The 21237-nt window shown below is 46.5% G+C and carries 16 protein-coding genes and 1 pseudogene; 11 read left to right on the forward strand and 6 right to left on the reverse strand.

All coding sequences use genetic code 11. The annotated features are described in order from the left end of the window. Positions 1–21: 21 nt before the first annotated feature. Positions 22–141: a hypothetical protein gene (locus ABW391_RS23535; protein WP_502916348.1), complete on the forward strand. Its 120-nt coding sequence runs from the start codon at positions 22–24 to the stop codon at positions 139–141. Positions 142–202: 61 nt separating this feature from the next. Here the strand turns inward: ABW391_RS23535 and ABW391_RS23540 are convergent, their stop codons facing one another. After that, complete coding sequence (locus ABW391_RS23540) at positions 203–553, reverse strand: HesB/IscA family protein (RefSeq protein ID WP_353484349.1); 351 nt, start codon at positions 551–553, stop codon at positions 203–205. Positions 554–701: 148 nt separating this feature from the next. Here ABW391_RS23540 and ABW391_RS23545 point away from each other — a divergent pair, with 148 nt between their 5' ends. Together ABW391_RS23545 and ABW391_RS23550 are read left to right on the forward strand one after the other, a co-directional pair. After that, entirely contained in the window at positions 702–1241 is a 540-nt protein-coding gene (locus ABW391_RS23545) for a DUF7935 family protein (RefSeq protein WP_353484350.1), read from the forward strand. An 80-nt stretch (positions 1242–1321) separates the two neighbouring features. Continuing rightward, positions 1322–2614, forward strand: coding sequence for an aminotransferase class V-fold PLP-dependent enzyme (locus ABW391_RS23550; RefSeq protein ID WP_353484351.1), 1293 nt, complete (start codon positions 1322–1324; stop codon positions 2612–2614). A gap of 56 nt (positions 2615–2670) precedes the next feature. Here the strand turns inward: ABW391_RS23550 and ABW391_RS23555 are convergent, their stop codons facing one another. Together ABW391_RS23555 and ABW391_RS23560 are read right to left on the reverse strand one after the other, a co-directional pair. Further along, positions 2671–3630: an OmpA family protein gene (locus ABW391_RS23555; RefSeq protein WP_353484352.1), complete on the reverse strand. Its 960-nt coding sequence runs from the start codon at positions 3628–3630 to the stop codon at positions 2671–2673. Positions 3631–3714: 84 nt separating this feature from the next. Beyond that, positions 3715–4533, reverse strand: coding sequence for a T9SS type A sorting domain-containing protein (locus ABW391_RS23560; RefSeq protein WP_353484353.1), 819 nt, complete (start codon positions 4531–4533; stop codon positions 3715–3717). Between the two features lie 210 nt (positions 4534–4743). Between ABW391_RS23560 and ABW391_RS23565 the strand changes: the two genes are divergently transcribed. The 7 genes from ABW391_RS23565 (at position 4744) to ABW391_RS23595 (ending at position 12659) form a co-directional block, all read left to right on the forward strand. Next, positions 4744–7047: a TonB-dependent receptor gene (locus ABW391_RS23565; RefSeq protein WP_353484354.1), complete on the forward strand. Its 2304-nt coding sequence runs from the start codon at positions 4744–4746 to the stop codon at positions 7045–7047. A 68-nt stretch (positions 7048–7115) separates the two neighbouring features. After that, the gene (locus ABW391_RS23570) at positions 7116–7832 is read left to right on the forward strand and encodes a DNA alkylation repair protein (RefSeq protein WP_353484355.1); all 717 of its coding nucleotides are present in this window, start codon (positions 7116–7118) and stop codon (positions 7830–7832) included. Between the two features lie 40 nt (positions 7833–7872). Further along, on the forward strand, positions 7873–9198 hold the full coding sequence (locus ABW391_RS23575; protein WP_353484356.1) for a DEAD/DEAH box helicase: 1326 nt from the start codon (positions 7873–7875) through the stop codon (positions 9196–9198). A gap of 128 nt (positions 9199–9326) precedes the next feature. Then, positions 9327–9836 carry a heme-binding domain-containing protein gene (locus ABW391_RS23580; protein WP_353484357.1) on the forward strand — a complete coding sequence of 170 codons (510 nt, stop codon included), beginning with the start codon at positions 9327–9329 and terminating at the stop codon, positions 9834–9836. 140 nt (positions 9837–9976) lie between these two features. After that, a complete protein-coding gene (locus ABW391_RS23585; RefSeq protein WP_353484358.1) occupies positions 9977–10582 on the forward strand; it encodes a Uma2 family endonuclease in 606 nt (201 codons plus the stop codon). A gap of 93 nt (positions 10583–10675) precedes the next feature. After that, a complete protein-coding gene (locus tag ABW391_RS23590; protein ID WP_353484359.1) occupies positions 10676–12055 on the forward strand; it encodes a lactate utilization protein B in 1380 nt (459 codons plus the stop codon). Between the two features lie 13 nt (positions 12056–12068). After that, entirely contained in the window at positions 12069–12659 is a 591-nt protein-coding gene (locus tag ABW391_RS23595) for a LutC/YkgG family protein (RefSeq protein WP_353484360.1), read from the forward strand. Between the two features lie 10 nt (positions 12660–12669). Here ABW391_RS23595 and ABW391_RS23600 read toward each other — a convergent pair whose 3' ends face one another. From ABW391_RS23600 to ABW391_RS23610, 3 genes are all read right to left on the reverse strand, one after another. Continuing rightward, entirely contained in the window at positions 12670–13215 is a 546-nt protein-coding gene (locus tag ABW391_RS23600) for an NUDIX domain-containing protein (RefSeq protein WP_353484361.1), read from the reverse strand. A 240-nt stretch (positions 13216–13455) separates the two neighbouring features. After that, positions 13456–13716 carry a preprotein translocase subunit SecG gene (gene secG / locus ABW391_RS23605; protein WP_353484362.1) on the reverse strand — a complete coding sequence of 87 codons (261 nt, stop codon included), beginning with the start codon at positions 13714–13716 and terminating at the stop codon, positions 13456–13458. Continuing rightward, positions 13713–14657 (reverse strand): DUF8458 domain-containing protein, encoded by a 945-nt coding sequence (locus tag ABW391_RS23610; RefSeq protein WP_353484363.1) that lies wholly within the window; start codon positions 14655–14657, stop codon positions 13713–13715. Before ABW391_RS23610 ends, secG begins: the two co-directional genes overlap by 4 nt. Before the next feature lie 491 nt (positions 14658–15148). Here ABW391_RS23610 and ABW391_RS23615 point away from each other — a divergent pair. Then, positions 15149–21237 (forward strand): annotated as a pseudogene (locus ABW391_RS23615) (hypothetical protein); the annotation flags it as partial.

Here is a 21237-nt window from a genome sequence, read left to right on the forward strand (position 1 = left end):
CGTCATTCAGGCGGGGAACCCCTGAAAACACTGGCATCATACCGGAGTAAAAGCAATAAAGTATTGTTTGGAATGAACCTGATTGTGCTGGGAGACGGAACCGTAAGGGTAGGGGATGAGTTGCTTCCAATAGGTCAATAAATAAAAAAAGTGTTTTAGGGTTTCCCTAAAACACTTTTTTTTGACTGCAAAAAAACAGGTTTTATGCCGAAAACGAAGTGCCACAGCCGCAGGTTTCTTTGGCGTTGGGGTTGTTGAAGGCAAAGCCCCGGTTTTGCAAACCGTCCAACCAATCGATTTCCATCCCCAGCAAATAAATCGCGTGGCTTTTTTGCATAAAAACCTTGAAGCCAGAAATTTCGTAAGTCGAATCGTTTTCTTTCGAGTCGTCGAATCCCAGGACATAGGTGAACCCTGAGCAACCACCACCTTTCACGCCAATGCGCAGGCCATAGTCGTCGGGAATATTTTGTTCCGCTTTGATGCGTTGCAACTGCTTGATAGCGCCTTCAGTAAGCGTAATCGGTTTTGCTTCAGTTTGAACTTCGCTCATGCTGTGGTTATTTAGATTAAATCTAAGTGCAAAGATACAATTTTTGAAACACCTACAATCGTTTTTTAGTTGAACGTACAAGAAAAATTTCCACAAAACAGTTGAATGCAGGGTGGCCTTTCTACCTTTGTGCGCTAAAATAAAAAGTATGGATCTGATCTCACCCTTGGTGGATGTCTTGAAATTTGCAATCGCAGCCTACATTATTTATGCAATTGCCAAAGATTTATTGAAAAACTATTTTGAATTGAAGGCCAGCAATGCCCAAACCAATGCCATTGCTTCAACCAATACAGATGGTACCATCTTGCCGCTGCGCTTGCAGGCCTACGAACGCATGAGCTTGTATTGCGAGCGGATTGCCCCCGAGAACCTCTTGATGCGGGTACGCCCAGAGGGCTTGAACGTGGCCGAATACAAGTATACCCTACTGTTCAATATCCGTCAGGAATACGAGCACAACGTGACCCAACAGATCTATCTCTCCAAACAACTTTGGCAAATCATCAAACTGGCTGGGGAAGACACCATTGGTTTGATCATGCTCGCGTCAGAAGGCCTGGAGGCCAAAGCCGATGCCCAATTGTTGTACGACACCACGTTTGATTTGTCGGCCCAGCGCGGCACTTCTGGCTCCGAAAAAGCTTTGCAAGCCATCAAAACTGAAGTAGCGGGCTTTATGGGCTAATTTTGTGGCCCACGGAAATGCAAATTTGGATTCTATTGTTATCTTGTCAAGGATACCTTGAACGATAAAACAAATTTGCCATGTCCACGCGTCGCAGTTTTCTTCAAAAATTCAGCACTTTAGCGGCTTTAAGCGCTACTCCACCGTTTTTAAGCAGCATCGAAGGCAAATCCTTTTTGCGCGGCATTGACCGCATCAATGGATTGAGTATCGAGGAGAGCATCCAGGATGAAACCTTTTGGTACCAGGTTCGACAGGCCTACACCGTTTCGTCTTCCATGATCAACTTCAACAACGGCGGTGTATGCCCACAACCCAAAGTAGTGCAGGAGGCCGTAGAGCGCTACAACCGCCTCAGCAACGAAACGCCAACTTATTATATGTGGCGTATACTGGACGAAGGCCGGGAGCCGCTGCGCCGCAAATTGGCAGATTTGGCAGGCTGCTCTGCTGATGAAATCGCCATCAACCGCAACTCTTCAGAAGCACTCGAAACCATCATTTTTGGCTTGCGCCTGCAAGCGGGTGACGAGGTCGTGTTGAGCAAGCAGGATTACCCCAACATGATCAATGCCTGGAAGCAGCGGGAAAAACGCGATGGAATCGTGTTGAAATGGATCAATCTGGAGTTTCCTTCCGAAGACAAAAATTACATCGTCAAGACCTTCGCGGATGCTTTTACGGCCAAAACCAAGGTTGTACAAATTACCCACCTCATCAACTGGATCGGACAGATTTTACCCGTGAAAGAAATTGCCCGCGAAGCCCACAAGCGGGGCATCGAGGTTTTGGTAGATGGGGCCCATACTTTTGCCCATTTTCAGTACACCATCCCTGAACTGGATTGCGATTACTACGGCACGAGCTTGCACAAGTGGTTGTGCGCCCCGTTTGGCAGCGGCATGCTTTATGTGCGCAAAGAAAAAATCAAAAACCTGTATCCTCTGCTGGCCGCTCCAGATGCCGAAAGTGAGGACATTCGCAAGTTTGAAAACCTAGGTACCCGCTCTTTTGCCATCGAGCAAGGCATCAACCAGGCCATTGATTTTCATGACATGATTGGAGGCGAACGCAAGGAGAAGCGCCTGCATTACCTCAAAAACTACTGGGCGGAGAAAGTACAATCCTTGCCTAAAGTACAGGTAAAAACTTCTTTAAAACTTGAATACGGCTGTGCCATTGGCATGGTGGCCATCGATGGGAAGAAACCAGGCGAAGTAGCCGATTATTTCTACCGCAATTTCAAAATTCACTCGGTGCCGATTGAATGGGAAAACATCAAAGGCGTGCGCCTGACGCCCAATGTATACACCACCATCAAGGAAGTGGAGACGCTGGTGACGGCGATCCAGCAGTTGAGTAAGCAGGCGTAAAGGGACCATATCAATTGAGGTGTCAACTGCTCCAGTGACACCTCAATTGATATTCCTCATTCTTTTTCAATCACTATGTCTACCCTTCGGTTTTGGGCTTTTCCTTCAGTAGTAGCATTGCTAGCAATGGGCTTGCTCATGCCATATGCTTTTACTTCCATTTGCACCGAGGATGGAATGCCCCGATTTTTCAATGCAGCAGCTACCGCATCAGCCCGATTTTGCGATAGCGTGAGGTTGTCTTTGGCGTTTCCAACATTGTCGGTATGCCCTTCAATGCGGCATTTGACATTGGGATTGTAGTTGATGATCCTTATGGCCATGGCCAGAGTAGTATCCGCTTCTGGTTTAAGTTCGAACTTACCGGTTTCGAATGCGATTTTTTCAGCAAAACGGATTTTGATTTCCTTACCATCTTGCTGGATGTAGCGTTTGGCTTCGTCCTCCATGGGTTTGAAATCGAAGGGGCGAAAACCCGTTTCTTCTTTTTTCTTGTACATTAGAATCAGTCCCATGCGATCGGGAAAACCTTGAAAATACCAGACTTTGATGTCGTGAAAACCCACGCTGAGCTTGATTTCCCCCTGTTTCATTTCTCTGAACTGACGTGAGCCGTCTCGGTTGATGACTTCAACCGAATCAATCCAAAGTCTAGACCCATCATCAGATTGGATTAAAAACTCGTAAATATCTTCTTCTTTTACTTCAAATCTGCCAGTATAAATGATGGCAAAAATTTCTTTTCCTTTTGGTACACCCGGGAATGGTGCAGATAATTTTCGCTCAGTAATGAACAATTTTTGAGCATAAACATAGCCAATTGGGGCAGTTTTTTCAATAGAAGGGTCGTATCCTTTTTTGGGATCCATCCCTTCAGGAGGAATGAAGAAATTGTAAATGGTGCCTTTGAACCCAATCAAAAAAGGTTCAGTACGCCCTAAATCTCCAGGATCTTGAGCGGCCAAAGCAACTACACAAAGAGCGCAAAGAATAGACAGGATTAACTTTTGGGTCATGGCTGGGCGTATTTAGTGAACGATGTGTTATCCATCAGAATAACCCAAATCCACTAAATAGTTACAGCCTTGAGCATAAATAAATTACCTGCCAATCACCATCTTGCGGGATACCGTATTGAGGCCATCGGTGAGGGTGAAGATGTAAAGCCCGGGTGACATGTCAAAAGCCTCAAAAGGAATCCGATTGATGCCTTGCGAAATTTGCACCGGACGGCGCTGAATCAATCTGCCCATGATGTCGAATACACGGAAATCGAATTGACCGCGCAGGTCGGAATCCACTTCAATTTGGGTAAAGCCCGAGAAAGGGTTGGGCAGGTTGCCCATACGCAATTTGGTAGCTGCCAATTCGCGGGTAGAAGAAACGCGGCAGGCAGCAGAGCCCTGTGGGCGAATGTACAAGTAGTAATTGCCTTCGGCAAAAAGCTGGGCATTGGGAAACGTAATGTCGATCGGCAAAACGCTGTTGACTTGTCCTTTGATTTTGAGGTCAGTAACGCCAACATTTGCAGGATTGGTAGGCGTTCCCGAAACGATGATACAACCCTTGGTGCCAGCAGGAAAAACACAATTGGGAGGATTGCAAGTATAACCCAAACCTGTGGGCAAATTTTCCACTGCCTTGGTGGTACTCAATTGAATGTTATTAACAGGAATGTTTCCAAATAAGCCGGCATTGAAACTTTTGGGAACGTTCAATGTAAAGATGAAATCGTAAAAAGTATTTAAACAGGCGGTATCCGAGATGCCTCCTTTGGGATTGGTTTTGGAGTAAGGGAGCGGAAATACCCCATAAGAAGTATCTTTGACAGCAGGATCGGGTTTACAAGTTACAGTTTGAGAAAACAGCGAAGTATACAAGCACAACACAGCCAGGGCAGAAAGTATAATTTTTTTCATAACACCAGTTTAGGTTAGGTTTTTTTGCGCTCTTTTTTGGATTACAGTTTGCAAAATAGGCATTTCAGATGAAAAGGACAATTTTTTAGAAGAGAAAGCCAAGACTTGACAAACTACCCTGAAAGTGAAAAAAAATCACAATTTATAGCCCTTTACCTAAGAATTCATCAAGGTCTTGTTTATCTTTTCAGGGAATTGAAAAAAGAAAAAATGCAAAACCTCCTTCGTTGTTGCCTGACCTGGGCAATTCTGGTCTTTACTTTGAGTCATTCCATTGCCCAAAATGCCCAACTGCGGGGGCGGGTAATCACCATTGACCATGAGCCTCTGGCAGGCGCTTCAGTATATGTTTCTCCTGAGGTAGGGACCTATACCGACACAATGGGCTATTTTACACTCAATCCTGTACCTGGAAACCTAACCTTAACCGTGTCTTTTCTGGGCTTTAAAAACTATACCGTTAACCTGGGTATTGTGGCTGGTCAAACGGTAGAAATGGAAGACATTGTGCTGCAAGCGGAGGCCACCATTTTAAATACGGTCACCTTTACTACTGGCCGTTTTGAGAAGCGTCTGGGTTCGGAAACGGTCTCGATCGAGGTACTCAAACCCAGCCTGATCAACAACAGCAACAAATTTCAACTGGACGATGCCCTGCAAAAAGTACCTGGCTTGACGGTGATTGACGGCCAGGCCAATATCCGTGGGGGTTCCGGGTTTTCTTATGGCGCGGGAAGCAGGGTTTTGTTGTTGATGGACAACATTCCGATTTTGCAACTCGATTCCGGTTTCCCCAACTGGAATGACATCCCGGTTGAAAACGTTGGCCAAATTGAAGTGGTTAAGGGCGCTGCTTCTTCCCTGTACGGTTCGGCAGCCATGAATGGGGTGATCAATTTTCGCACCGCTTTCGCTGAATCCAAACCCGAAACCAAACTCAGCCTGTTTACCTCCATCGTAGACGCACCCGCAGATCGTCGCTTCAAGTGGTGGGACAATGCCCCGCTGACTTTTGGCACCAGCTTGTCGCACAAGCAGAAAATCGGAAAACTGGATCTGGTCGGGAGCCTTTTTTACCTGAATGAAAATTCACACAATCAGGCAACTTTTACCAAATATGGTCGCCTCAGCCTCAATACCCGCTATCGAATTACAGAACGCCTGACTTTGGGGGTAAACATGAATTTCAACAAAGGCAGCAACAGCAATTTCTTTTTCTGGAAAGCAGACAGCCTCAAATACACCCCCTTTCCAGGCACGGTATCCTCCAACAAGCCAGTGCGCTACAACATCGATCTCCATCTGACTTATTTTGATCAAAACGGGAATCGACACAAATTACTCAGTCGTTTCTTCCGAGTTGAAAACAATGTAAGCAATGGGCGTTCGAATTATTCCTCTCAGTATTACGTTGAGTACCAGTTTCAGCGCAACATCAAGTCCCTCAACCTGAATACCACTGCAGGGGCGGTGTACATTGGATCAGATGTAGAGGCACAACTGTACGGAGACACGACATTCAATTCCCGCAATTTGGCAGCTTATCTTGATTTTGAGAAAAAGTTTGGTACAAAACTGACCCTGACCGCGGGCTTCCGCTACGAATCCAACCGCATCAAAAATCCTGGGTTTACATATCCCGGTGGAGTAGTGGCTCCTTCAGATGAAGCCGAAGCAAAACCGGTTTTGCGGATTGGTGCCAATTACAAACTGGGCGACTTTTCATTTTTGCGGGCATCCTGGGGACAAGGTTACCGTTTTCCAACCATTGCCGAAAAATACATTTTCACCAATTTGGGTGGATTCAATATTTCACCTAACCCCGATTTGCAATCGGAAAGAGGGTGGTCGGCAGAACTGGGTCTCAAGCAAGGCTTGAAAATGGGAAGTTTGAAGGGATTCCTGGATATGGCGCTGTTTCGCACTCAATACCAGGATATGATGGAATTCAACTTCATCAATTTGCAGCGGGGCTTTAGTTCCATCAACACAGGAGGCGTGCAAATAACTGGACTGGATGTAAGTTTGGTGGGAGAGATGAAGCTGTTCAATTGCCCAACTGCCTTTACAGCAGGATACCTGTTTATTGATCCCCGTTTTTTGGAATTTGATAGGACTCCCCAGGAACCTGGGGTGACCCCAACACCTGCACAACGCAACGCAATTTATAGTTCTTCTTCCGATAATGTCTTGAAATACCGCTCGCGCAACAGCTACAAATTTGACATTGAAACCCAAATCAAACGTTTTTCCATTGGTTTTGCAGGTACTTATTACAGTTTTCAGGAAGCCATTGACCGGACTTTTGAGTTCATCGTGCCTGGCATCAAAGCATACCGGGAGGCCAATAATCATGGCGTGACGCTGTTAGACCTGCGGGTCGCTTACCGCCCAATCGATAATTTGAAATTCAGTTTTCTGGTGAATAACCTGGGCAATCAGGAGTATGTATCCAGACCCGGATTGATGGAATCGCCCCGTAATTTTGCCTTGAGAATGGATTGGAACTGGTGATTATTTTGTTTCCATTCCTTATATTTACATTCACCCAATTTTTTTCATTTTTCCCAAAACCAAAATCAATGGCAACAGTAAGTGAAGTAATGGCCTTGCTGGAGGAACACCAAAGCACCAGCACCAAAAAGACTTTTATGAACCATGGCGCACGAGAGCCGTTCTTCGGGGTAAAAGTGGGCGACATGAAGACCATCATGAAAACCCTCAAAATCAAGAAAGACCATCAATTGTCGCTGGATCTTTACGCCACAGGTAATTCCGATGCCATGTATTTTGCCGCCCTCATTGCCGACGAAAAGAAAATCAGTAAAGATGACCTGCGCCAATGGGTGAAAGCCGCGTATTGGTACATGCTGTTTGAATTTGCGGTGCCCTGGATTGCTGCTGAGACCCCATATGGACAGGAATTGGGGCTGGAATGGATCGAATCTCCGGAAGAAAATGTAGCCGCTGCGGGCTGGTCGTGCCTTTCGAATTGGTTGCATTTGCAGCCCAATGACCAGTTGGATCAGCAATTGTATCAGCGCCTTTTGGAGCGGGCACAAAAAAACATCCACCAAGCCCAAAATCGGGTCAGGTATACTATGAATGGTTTCATCATCTCGTTGGGTTCGCAAATCCCGGAATTTACAGAAGCCTGCATTGAAGCATCCGAAGCCATTGGCAAGGTAAGGGTGGATATGGGCGGCACTGCCTGCAAAGTGCCCGATGCAGGGGAGTACATCTACAAAATTCAGGAGATGGGCCGGATTGGCAAAAAGAAGAAGATGGCGCGGTGCTAGTAGGGAATATTTTCAAAGCTAATTTCCCTATCTTCGCCCTATGCAAATTACTCCATCACTAACTACTACGCTGTCCAACCTGGGCATTCTTGCACTGAACGAAATGCAGGAGCAGGCCATGCAGAGTTTCCCCAACTCCCCAAATTTGATGCTTTTGGCTCCTACAGGGTCAGGCAAAACCCTGGCATTTTTGTTGCCGATTATGAAAGCGCTGAGGCCAGATGTTGCTGGGGTACAGTGTTTGATCTTGTCGCCTACCCGGGAATTGGCCATTCAGATAGAACGCGTTTGGCAAAAAATGGCCACGGGTTTCAAAGTCAACACTTGCTACGGTGGCCACCCTATGCAAACCGAAATCCGCAACCTGAGTCAGCCGCCGGCATTGCTGATTGGTACGCCTGGCCGGATCGTAGAGCACTTGGCGCGCGAATCCTTTGGAACGGAAAATCTGCACATCCTCATTCTCGATGAATTTGACAAGTGTTTAACCCTTGGTTTTCAGGAGCAGATGGAGATTATCGTCAATGGTTTGCCCTTTTTGGAAAAAAAAGTTCTCGTATCGGCCAGCAACGAACAAAGCATTCCTCACTTTACCGGAATTGTACATCCAAAAATCCTGGATTACACCAAATCAGAAGACAAATCCACCGACGGGCTGCAGGTCAAAGCTGTGATCGCTAAAGACTCCAATCGGATGGAAGCACTATACGAATTGCTGTGTACCCTGGGGCAATCACAAACCCTGGTGTTTTGTAATCAAAGAGACGCCACCGAGCGGGTCGTGAAAGAATTGAGTGATCTGGGCTTGCAAAGTTCTTTTTTCCACGGTGGCATGGAGCAATTGATCCGCGAAAAAACGCTGGTGCAGTTTCGCAATGGCAGCATCGTGGTGTTGGTGGCTTCGGATTTGGCAGCTAGGGGCTTGGACATCCCCGAAGTCAAAAACGTCATCCATTTTGAATTGCCCGACCGGGTTTCAGATTTTGGCCACCGCAATGGCCGTACCGCCCGTATGCACAATGAAGGCTACGCTTTTTTGATTCTGAATTCAGAAACCGACCTTCCTGAATACCTGCCTGGCTTGCCTCCGCTTTTCGAATTACCAGAACTTGCCCCCATGCCCCCAAAGCCGGAGTGGGTGACGCTGTACATCAGCGGCGGCAAAAAAGACAAACTCAGCCGAACCGACATCGTAGGCTTTTTGTCCAAAAAAGGTGAATTGCAAAAGGAGGACGTCGGCAAAATCGAATTGCTGGATCACATGTCTTTCGTAGCTGTCAAAAAGGAATTGGTACGAACGGTTTTGAAAAAAATTGAGGGCGAAAAGATGAAGGGGGATAAGTATAAGATTGAGATTGTGCGGTAGATTGTTGTTTAGGAAAGAAACTGAAAAAGAGGTTTATTTTTTACCAATCCTCTGGAAATCATGCTATTTTGCACATCAAAGCCCATTTTGATTTCCTTTCCTTTTTCAAAAAATCAAAATGAAAACACATGTTTAAGAAGATTCTGTTTGTTTTGGGAGCCATCCTCGTCATTATTCAGTTTATCCGTCCGGAGCGCAATACCTCCAATGACAATACGTATGCCATTTCTACCAAGTATCCCGTACCTGCTGAAGTAGAGTCGATTATGAAGGTCGCTTGCAATGATTGCCACACCAACAAGACCGAATATCCCTGGTACGCCAATATTCAGCCGGTTGGACTGTTTTTGGCCAATCACGTCAATGATGGCAAGCGTCATTTGAATTTATCGGAATTCACCAAGATGAAAATTGCCATCCAAAACCATAAATTGGAAGAAGTAATCGAAACGGTTGACGAAGGGGAAATGCCTTTGCCGTCCTATACATACTTGGGGCTTCACCCTGAAGCGAAATTGAGCGAAGTACAAAAAACGGTGTTGATCAATTGGGCCAGAGCCCAAATGGATTCCATCAAAGCCAATTACCCTGCCGACAGTTTGGTAATGCCTAAGCGCCCGGGCAGACCTGGGAAATAAATTCGGCATCGCCGAATCATACATCATTTGCAGAGGAAACGGAGTAAACTATGGATTTAACCGAGTCCATGTGTTTAATCTGTTGATTTAATCCCACAAAAAACTTAATTTTACCCTACTCAATCGCTTTATCTATATCTATGGAAACGATAGTAGCACCCATTACAAAACTCTCTCAGCTTGATCCTGAAGGTTATTATACCTACGCGGATTACCTCAACTGGAAGTTCCAAGAACGTGTGGAACTGATCCGTGGCCATTTGTTTCCAATGAGTCCGGCTCCCAATTTAACACATCAACGGATAGCCGGAAATTTATATGTTCCATTCTGGCTTCATTTTAAAAACAATCCTTGCCAGGTTTTTTTTGCGCCATTTGATGTTCGTTTACCTATAAGTTTGAAAAAGGGACAAGCTACTACAGTCGTTCAACCCGATATTTGTATCATTTGTGATTCGCAGAAACTGGATGAAAAAGGCTGCAATGGCGCGCCTGATTTGGTAGTTGAAGTACTTTCGCCAGGCAATAGCCAAAAGGAGATGCGTGAAAAATACCGAGTTTACGAGGAAGCAGGTGTAAAGGAATATTGGCTGGTACATCCCTTGGATCGGGAGGTACGGATTTATGCCCTGGATGAAAAAGGCGTTTTTATTGGATTGGCGCCCGTCATTCAAGACGATATCCTCCAGTCGGCCATTTTTCCTGGCCTTGAGATAGACCTAAAAGCGGTGTTTGCGGAAAAATAAAGAGAAAAGGCTAGCTAAAATCGTAGCATCAGGTGAGTACCAGTAGGTTTTTTCCTCGAAAAACAGTTTCTTTAATGCGAAAAATTTTAACACATGTCCGCAGTACCCACACTCAAGCACCCCGCATTATCCGAACGCTTCAATGCGGATGAACCCCGCGTAGATTGGCACGATGCAACCCTATGGTGGATCCGAGAAAAGCGCGACAAAGCTGCCCATACCTTATATGAAGATTGGGAATCCTTGCGCAATGCCGCTTCGGCCATCAAAGACAATGTGCTGGGCAATTTGGCCGATTACCTCACCCAGTTTGAGCAAAATGCCCTGGCCAATGGGATACAGGTTCACTGGGCAGCCGATGCAGTTGAGCACAATCAAATTGTATTGTCCATCCTGAAAGACGCGGGTGCACAGCGCATGGTCAAGTCCAAATCCATGCTGACCGAAGAATGCCACCTCAACGAATACCTCGCTGAAAACGGCATCGAAGTAGTGGATACCGACCTTGGCGAACGCATTGTCCAATTAGCGGGAGAGCCACCCAGCCATATTGTAATGCCCTGCATCCATTGGAAGAAAGAAGAAATCGGTGAACTGTTTCACGAGCACCTGGGCACTCCCAAAGGCAATGCCGATCCACAATTGCTGACCGAAGCGGCACGACAACATTTGCGCGATAAGTTCCTTACCCGCCGCGTCGCCTTGACCGGGGTAAATTTTGCGGTAGCCGAAACCGGTGAATTTGTGGTATGCACCAACGAGGGCAACGCCGATATGGGTGTACACCTGGCCGATGTGCACATTGCCTCTATGGGCATTGAAAAAATCATCCCACGACGGGAACACCTGGGAGTATTTTTGCGCTTGTTGGCACGCAGTGCAACCGGACAACCGATCACGACTTATTCCAGCCATTTCAAAAAACCGCGCGATGGCGCGCAGATGCACATCGTATTGGTAGACAATGGGCGCAGTCAACAATTGGGGCGTGAAGCGTTTCGCAATTCACTGAAGTGTATCCGCTGTGGTGCCTGCATGAATACCTGCCCGGTTTACCGCCGCAGTGGCGGGCATTCTTACCACAATGCGGTAGCTGGCCCCATTGGCGCTATCCTGGCTCCCAATCTGGATTTGAGCAAATACTCGGATCTGCCATTTGCTTCTACGCTTTGTGGATCTTGCTCCAATGTTTGTCCGGTAAAAATCAATATCCACGAGCAATTGTACGAATGGCGGCAAGAATTGACCCGCAATGGCAAGGTAGATTTTGGCAAAAAAGCAGGCCTAAAAATAATGGCTACCGTATTGTCCAACCCTGGATTGTACCGAAGCATGGGCAAAATGGGGCGTTGGACTTTGCGGAACATGCCCGGTATGGTCAATAATTCGCTGAATCCCTGGTTCAAACAGCGAGACATGCCCGAAGCACCGACGGAATCTTTCCGGGAATGGTATTTAAAAAATCGCAAGTAGCAAAAATCAGCGCATGTCTAATTCACGCGAGCAAATTTTGGCCAAAGTACGGGCCAACCAACCGCAAGACGAACGCCCCTTGCCGGATTTGAGTGCTTTTCCTGCCCGCAGCAGTGAATTGCAGGATCAGTTTATGACGGTTTTGAGTTTGATTGGCGGCAAGGCCATCAAAGTGGCTAACTATGCAGCCATAGAGGAGTATTTGCGAAGCAACCCTCAACATGGGCGCATGGTTACTTCAATCCCGGAATTGTATGGTATAGCCAAGCCCATTTTAGCCCCTGGTGATCCACACGAGTTGGCCGATGTGGAACTGGCGATCATTTCAGGTGAATTTGGCGTAGCCGAAAACAGTGCCATCTGGGTGACCGAAAACAATTTTGTGCAGCGGGCGACCCCCTTCATTTGTCAGTACCTGGCCATTGTACTGCCTGCGCAGCAAATTTGTGCCAATATGCACCAGGCATACCAACGCTTGCAGGGGCTGGAGTACAACTTCGGCGTATTCATCGCAGGCCCATCCAAAACTGCGGATATTGAGCAATCTTTGGTGCTTGGCGCACATGGCGCCCGCACCATGACGGTTTTTTTGTTGGAAAACTAAAACGCTGAATTTACTTGTTGTCTTTCAATAGGATATGCACCCGCAAAAGGGCCATGATCGACAAACCATCGGTGATTTCGCCCCGCAATACCATATCGACTGCTTCGCTTAATGGGAGTTTTTTGACTTGCAATTCTTCAGTTTCTTCGGGTTCAGCTTCGCCATGGGTAAGTCCTTTGGCCAGGTAAGCGATGCCATACTCGTCGGTAACCGAGTTGGAGGTATGAAAATCGATAATTTGAGTCCATTCACTGGCTTGCATCCCGGTTTCTTCCTTTAGTTCCCGCTTGGCCGTTTCCAGTGGATCACTTCCTTTGGGACAGCCTCCTTCGGGAATTTCCCAGGTGTACAGATCCAGGGCGTAGCGGTACTGGCCAACCAGCCAGGTATTGCCTTCATCGTCAACAGGTACGACGCCAATGGCTATGTTTTTGAAATGAACCACTCCGTAGATTCCAGGAGTGCCAGCAGGAGTAAGCACTTCGCGGTGGGTGACGCTGATCCAGCGATTGGCGTATGCCTCTTGAATCGAAAGGGTTTTCCAGGGATTTTGCATGACAACAAATTTATATAAAAAAAACGGGCAACAGTGTGAACTATTGCCCGTTTGGTGCAAATATGTAGAAAAAGCCTTATTAGACTTTTTGAAACGAGAGACTGCTTGGCTCAAAAAAGGTCTTTTTCCCTTGCTTTTCGTTAATTTTCTCGTCCGTAGCGCTGCTACGCACTCAAAAACAAGCCTCAATCAAGGGAAAAAGACCTTTTTTTGATCTCAATCGCTCTCGTTACAAAAAGTCTATTGTGAAAGCAATTGCTCACCGGAAGTTCCGATGTTGCTTGCCAACAAAGAAGCGACAATACAAAGGATAAACAGCGCAGCCGCTAAACCCCAGGTAATCTTTTCCACAATTTCAGTTGAACCCGCTGCTCCAAAGAGTTGGTTGGCTTGGCTGCCACCAAATGTTGAGTCAATACCGCCACCTTTAGGGTTTTGGATCAAAATGAAAAACATCAACGCGAAACTGACCAATGCGATGACTATAGTAATTAACGTCATGATAAACTTTTTTTGATCAATTCAATTTGAGCTGCAAAGAAAGTATCTTTTTCTGGAAAAAGCAACTTTAGCCGTTCATATACTTCAATTGCTTTGTGGTATTGTTTTTGAGCCAGCAACAATTTTGCCCAGGTTTCGGAGGCCATTTTGTCACTGTCTACAATACTTTGCCAGGCTTTTTTGCTCACTTCGTTTTTGCTTTCAACACTGCCAATGTGCTTGTTTTTGCTTCGATCTACATCTTCAGTCTCCAGCAATTGTTTCATCGACTGTTGAATGGCGCTGCTTTGTGCCGTATTTCCCCAACTGTTGAACGCTTTTTTGGGCGTTGGAATAATGGGGCTTGGAGCAGCAGGCGTTGATGGATTGGGTAGGGGAGGAAGGGGCAAAGCCTCAATTGGACTTTCCTCAACTGGGATATTAGGAGGAGGCACAAACAAAGAAGTCAATTGCTCAGTCAAGTCAATTTCTTCTTCGGTTCCTTCCCAACTTCCGTTCCAATTGCTGAGGCTTTCGTCGGGTTTGTCAGGTGCATCAATCGCAATGGGCGGCGCCGGGTCGATGGCCATGGTTTGACTGGAACTGGGATCCTCGTAGGTGCCCAATGCAATTTTTTCCAAATCAGATTGTACTGCAGTGAGGTCTTTGAGCTCCAAAAAGTCTTCGCCCAGGTGGTACGCTTCTTCGATGGGCTTGCTTCGCTGCTCGCGCATCAGTTTCAAGCGCTTGTACAAGTGCTTGCGGTCGATGGCGTAAGTGGCCGCTTTGCCCAGAGTTTTCTCTCGATCAGGATGTTGATCCAATTCCGACTTTTCCTGGAGCAATATTTGCAGATTGTGACAATAGGGGTATTGCATCACCATGGTGCGTAGTTCCTCCATCGGCAATTGATACAAGTGCGCGTATTCCTTTAGCAGATTTGCGAAGCTTTCTGCATTCATGTTGTGTAGACAAAGTGGTTTTCTGAAAAAACGGATGGTAAGGACAAGTTTTGAATGTTCTTACAAGGTGTATCCGTTAATTGAAACGCAATGTAGTAAAAAAACATTGACATTGTACCCCAAAACCACTATTTTCATCATTTTACCCATTCCAGGACACATTTTCTTCCACACAAACGTTATCATTGCAACATCATTGATTCACTTTTATCCATAGTCCCATGCAACAAAATTTACCCAACAACCGATTTGGGCGTTTCCTGCGTATGATTTGTGCAGCGCTATTTGCTTTCCATAATCCAGTCTTCTTTGGATTTGTCCCTTTACCAGCAAGGATAAAACACACAACTTCTCCAACGAAGGCCTATTTTCCTTTCAACCAAGAGAATAGGTAGTCCACATTTATTTTGTGATCTTTGCAACGATTTACCCCGGCTTTTACCTTCAGCTCCTTTGTGTTTTTCGAGGTTTTATCTAACTGTACACCAATTATGAGAGAAGCTATCCGCACCATAGTATTGTGGGCGATATGTATATTTTGGCTATCTACGGAAGGTGCTGCGCAAAATTGTTCGGCAGCAGCGGGAAACTTTTTGACGCCAAACATGATCACTTGTCCCAATGATTCCATCCAGGTCACCATCAACGGCGCTTTTGCTGGAAACGGGTATGTTACCGAATTCTGGCTTTGTGACACCAATCGGATTTTTCTGACCAAGGCCAGTTCTACCGGAAAATTTGGCTCAAGACCTTCTGGCAAATATTTAGTCTACGCCTATAATTTTGACCAAAGCAACAATGCCCAATTTCCTCCTCGAGTTGACAGCAGCACCGCCCGGGTGAAATTGTCTACTAGCGGTTGTTTTGCATTGAGTGATTCGCTGGTGGTTTTGATCAAAGACTCGACCCGTCCTACCGCAGTATGTCAAAGTGTGCAAATTTACCTCAATTCCAGCGGGGTAGCAGTTGTAAATGCTGAAACCATGGGGATAGGCAGCAGCGACAATTGTGGCGCTTTGAAAAGCTTTGAGGTCAGTCCCAGTCGCTTTACCTGCGCCAATCTGGGTGAAAATCTGGTGATCCTTACCGTTAAAGACAGCAGTGACAACATCAGTATCTGCTCCGCCACAGTAACCGTTCTGGACACTCTTAAACCACTGGCAAAATGCAAGAACATCACCGTTTTTCTGGATGAAGAGGGTACGGCCAGTATCCGACCAAAAGACATAGACGATGAAAGTGTAGACAACTGCGGAACACCCGAATCTTTGACGTTATCAAAATCGGATTTTTCCTGTTCAGACATTGGGGTGCAATCTGTAACCCTTACGGTAACTGACCGCAGTGGCAATCAGCAGATTTGTGTTGCCAATGTGACTGTGCGTGATACCATCAAACCCCAGGTTGTATGCCGAACCACTACCTTGTTTTTGGGGTCTGATGGGCAGGCTACATTATTGCCCACTTTGATCACTGCCAGCAGCAGCGACAATTGTGGCGCTTTAACCTATCGATTAAGCCGCCGAATTTTTTCATGTGCCGATCGTGGCCAGATGCAGGTAACCCTTTACGGAACGGATGCAGGAGGAAATGTCGACAGTTGTACCACCACGATTACCATTGTTGATCAGGTGAAACCCACTGCCCGATGCAAAAACATCAGCGTATACCTGGATGCAACGGGCAAAGCGCTGGTCAATCCCAATCAGGTAAACAATGGCAGCACCGACAATTGTGTACTGGATAGCCTGGTATTGAGCAAAACCAGTTTTACTTGCGACAACCTCGGTGAAAACCTGGTGACCTTTACCGTGTACGACGCACAGCGCAACAGTGCTTCCTGTTTGGCCTCTATCATGGTTTTGGACACCTTGCGCCCCGGCTTCCAATGTGCCAGTGATTTGTTGGTCAATTCCAATGACGATGGCGACAAGGATTGTGGCTACACCGTAACCAACAATCGCCTGGATCCCAGCAATCTCAGAGACAACTGTGGCATCAAGCGGGTTTACCACAATTATAGAACTGCACCGAAGGATACTACCTTGCAAGGAGCAACTTTTCCATTGGGGCTGACTAAAATTATTTGGACGATAGAAGACAATCAGGGGCTAAAGCAAACTTGTACGGTCAATGTAACTGTAAAAGACATATTGCCACCCGTTCCGGTTTGCAAAGATACTGTGCTGGTAAAGTTGGGCGCAAATGGAACCATACGAATAGATTCATCCACGGTAGACAATGGCAGTTACGACAATTGCCGTATCGCTCGCTTTACCATCAATAAAGTAGATTTTTCTTGCCAAAATATTGGATTCCAACGCATTGTTCTCACTTTGAAGGATGCCTCGGGGAATACCGCTACCAAAACTATCGTGCTGGGCGTTTTGGCTGGTACAGCTTGCCCTTCACCAAAAATCACCAATTCCAAAGGGCCAAAGATCGGCGATCCTTGTACCTGTAGGGGCAATGGGGCTTTTGATGAAGAAATCGTGATTGGGCCAGCATTGCCCAATCAAATCTGGCGCGTAAAAAGCACTACTCTGCGCGATACAGTCAATCTGAATGTTTACGCCGTAGGAACCTTGTTTCGGGAAGTAAAAATCAAACCCGATTCCAGTATTTATGTGCTGAGAGGGGTGCACCTCGATGGGCAAGGCTATACGCTAGTAGCAGAGAGTCCACTTTTTTCCAATACCTTGAGCATTTCCAATCTTTGTAAATACCCCAAGCCACAGTTTTTCGATTTGGATAATCCTATTTGCTTGTTCACTCCTGCAATAACCCTCACAGGCAATGGTGGTGCTGGTGTGCAAGGCAGTGGCAGCTTTAGAATCAATGGACAAACAGCAACGGTGTTCAATCCCAAAACCCTGGGAATTGGTACGCATCAGGTAAGCTATACCTTTGATGCGGGCAATCCGGCTGGAAAACTGGAACCCAAAGATGTGGGTTGTACCACGGTTTTGACCAAACAGGTCGTGGTACTCAATACTCAACCCAATTTTTCCTGCTTTTCCGACATCAGCATCAATGTCAACAATTCCTGTGAGATACTGATCACCCCAGACATGCTGATGGTCAATAAGTTTGCCTGTTACGATGATTTTGAGGTGATTTTAAACGTCGACAACCAGTTGGTGCCGAACCCAGTGCCTCCAGCATATGTTGGGCGCACTTTGGTTGGCTTTGTCCGCTTTAAACCCAATCTCAATGTTGCTTCTTGCCGAACCAATGTTGTTTTGCGCGACATCACTGGCCCTGAGATCAAATTTTGCCCTGGGGATAAAGCAAATATGCTTTGTACGGATTTTGATTCTATTTTCAACAATGTCAAAACCATCGACCCAGCTTTTCGGAATTACACTGGCCGCCCGATCGTCCAGGACAATTGTACAGGCACAACCTTGACTTTTAATGACGTGGTGGTCAATTTTGCCAATTGTCACCCCAATTACGTCAAGGGCATCATTCGTACTTTTACAGCGAAAGACAAATTTGGCAATGCCTCTACTTGTGTTCAACAGTTCTTTTTCCGCCGCCCGGCTACAATTAATTTCCCGAATGATACTCTGGTGAAAACCGACTGTGCCAAGCCTGCTTTGCCCAACGATGCCTTAGGAAACCTCAGCCCCAACATCTCTGGCAAGCCCTGGTTCATCAATGGTTTTGGAAAAAAAGTAAACGTTGACAATTCTTCTACCCTTTGCAATTACGCGGCCAATTATACCGATCAAAAAATTCCGGTATGTGGCAGCCGCTACGCCTTGTTGCGCACCTGGCGCATTTTGGATGGCTGTGATCCCAGTCGTTTGTTGGAAAAACGCCAATACATCGAAGTAGGAGATTTTGATGCGCCCATCGTTAGCAATCCTGAATTGGATCTGGACAAAAACGGGATCATCGATGATACCCTGCGGTACAGTGTGACTCCATTCAATTGTTTGGCCACCTTTGCATTGCCTTCCCCCAAAATCAAGGATTGTTCGAGTACCACTGTTACCACAGAAATTTACTCCTGGCAGCCAGAAACGATTTCCGGATTCCCCACCGGGCGGATCATTTGGGTGAAACTGGATCTGCCCGTCGTCAATGGCCAGGTGCAAAATGTGCCACTGGGGACGCACTATTTCATTTTTAAGGTCAGAGACATTTGCAATCAATTGACCATCGACACCGTGGCTTTCAAGGTACTGGATCGCATTGCGCCAACCATGATTTGCAACAACGACTTGAACGTTTCCTTGAGCGGGGGTGGAACTGCGCGGATATTTTCTTCAGACATCAATAAAACCAGTCGCGACAATTGCGACAATACCAACCTCAAACTGGAAGTTCGCCGATTGTTTACTGCCGAATGCAGCCCAAACGGAGTCCAGGAATACAGCCAATGGGGAGATTTTGCTGACCTAACTTGTTGTGATGTGGGCAAATTGGCTACCGTGGAGCTTCGGGGAACCGACCGATTCGGAAATTTCAATACCTGCATTACCCGCTTTATTGTTGAAGACAAACTCAACCCGATTTGTACGCCACCTGCAGATCAACTCATCAATTGCGATGCCTTGCCTAGTGGTTTTGACCCTACCAAACTAAATGAATTGCAAACCAGGTTTGGCGTGCCCAGTGTATTTGACAACTGCTCGGCAACTTGGGAAGAATTACCCCCTGCTGTTGCGCTCAACAATTGTGGCGTGGGTTCAATTACGCGGAAGTTCCGGGCCAAAGATGCCATTGGCAATTTTTCGGATCAAATTTGTGAGCAAGTCATCAGTGTGGTAGCGGTACACAATTATGAAATCAAATTCCCCAAAGATGCGGTGAGCTATTGCGGAACTCCGGTGGCAGATACCCTCTTTTTGGATGAACTGGCTTGTGATAAATTGGCTTTCAACGTAGAAGACAAGCAATTTACCGTAAATGGTGGAGGCTGTTACCAAATCCTGCGTACCTATCAAATCATCAATCTGTGCGAATACGATGATGCGTCTCCACCCACGATTCTGAGTCGCGACATGGATTGTGACCAAATTGCCGGAGATGAAGACCTTTGGCTGATGGTACGACCCAATGGCGTTACTTACCTGGATAAAGACAACCGCGAGACCAACGTTTTTCCCCGCAACAATGAACGTGGACGCTCCTGTGATGGGCTGGGTAACCCAATTGGGCATTGGAGCAGCAGCAACAGCAATCCTGCTTTGAAATCAAAAGGTTTTTGGCAGTATACCCAATTCATTACGGTGATTGATACGGTTAAACCCAAAATCGTGTACAACCAGCCCGCACCATATTGTAGCAACAACAGCACCACCTGCGATGCTGCCATAGATCTACCCTTTGCGATCAATGAAAACTGCACCCCAGGAAGTTTGCAAATCAAAGTTTGGATTGACCTAAACAATGACGGCAGTCTCGACCGGCAATTGGCAGCAAACGAAATTCAAGGGACTTACCCCAATTACCGGCTCAAGGGCATATACGCTTTGGGTACACATTCCTTCCGGGTAGAAATCAAGGATGCCTGTGGCAATACCGGTTCTCAAGTATTGGTGTTTAAAGTGATTGATTGTAAAGCACCGTCGCCCATATGCAGAAGTGGCATCACCGTTACATTGCAAGCGCTCGTTCCCGCTCGCGATATCGATGGTGACGGCAAAGAAGACCTGGCTTATGCGGTGGTCAAAGCAATCGATTTTATTGCCAGCCCTACCCAGGATTGTACGGGGCCAGTTCGGTATTCCATCAACCGCGAAGGCGCTAAACCCAATCTCAAACAAGACACTTTATTGTTGACCTGCCCAGATGAAGGAACGGTCATTGTTGAAGTCTATGCCTGGGACAGTGCCAATAACCCCTTTGCACTGCAACCCGATGGCCGCTTGGGCGGCCCCAATAGTGATTATTGCCTGAACTTCATCAACGTCCAAAACAATGGGGAAATCTGTATTCCAGTGCCACAAGGTGCTTTGGGTGGAGTGATCCAAACCGAATTGAAACAAGCACTCTCCAACGTAGAAGTTACGCTGAGTGGTCAGGCTTCCAATCGAACCAATACAGCTTCTGATGGTAACTATGTCTTCAACAACCTGATCGAAGGCAACGACTATACCCTGACTCCACGCTTGAATACCGACCATGTCAATGGTGTGTCTACGTTTGATTTGATCTTGATCCGCAAGCACATTTTGAATGTAAACGCCTTGAACTCGCCCTATAAATTGATCGCAGCAGATGCCAATGCTTCTAAAACAATCACCACGCTGGACATGATTTCGATTCAAAAATTGATCTTGAATCTTGATCCCGCTTTCAAAAACAACACCAGTTGGCGCTTTGTAGATGCCAATTACCGCTTTCCTGACCCTACCAATCCATGGGCGCAAAACTTCCCGGAGAGCTTCAGTGTCAACAATCTGAGCGGTAAAAAACTCAGTGCCAGCTTTATTGCTGTGAAAATTGGCGACGTCAATGGTTCTGCCAATCTGGGCCTTATGGCTACTCCCGAAGTTCGTTCCGAAAACGAACCCCTCTGGATTGACTTGGATGACCAAATACTGCAAGCCGGACAAGAATATGC

This window comes from Haliscomenobacter sp. (genome assembly GCF_040403615.1).
GTDB lineage: Bacteria > Bacteroidota > Bacteroidia > Chitinophagales > Saprospiraceae > Haliscomenobacter.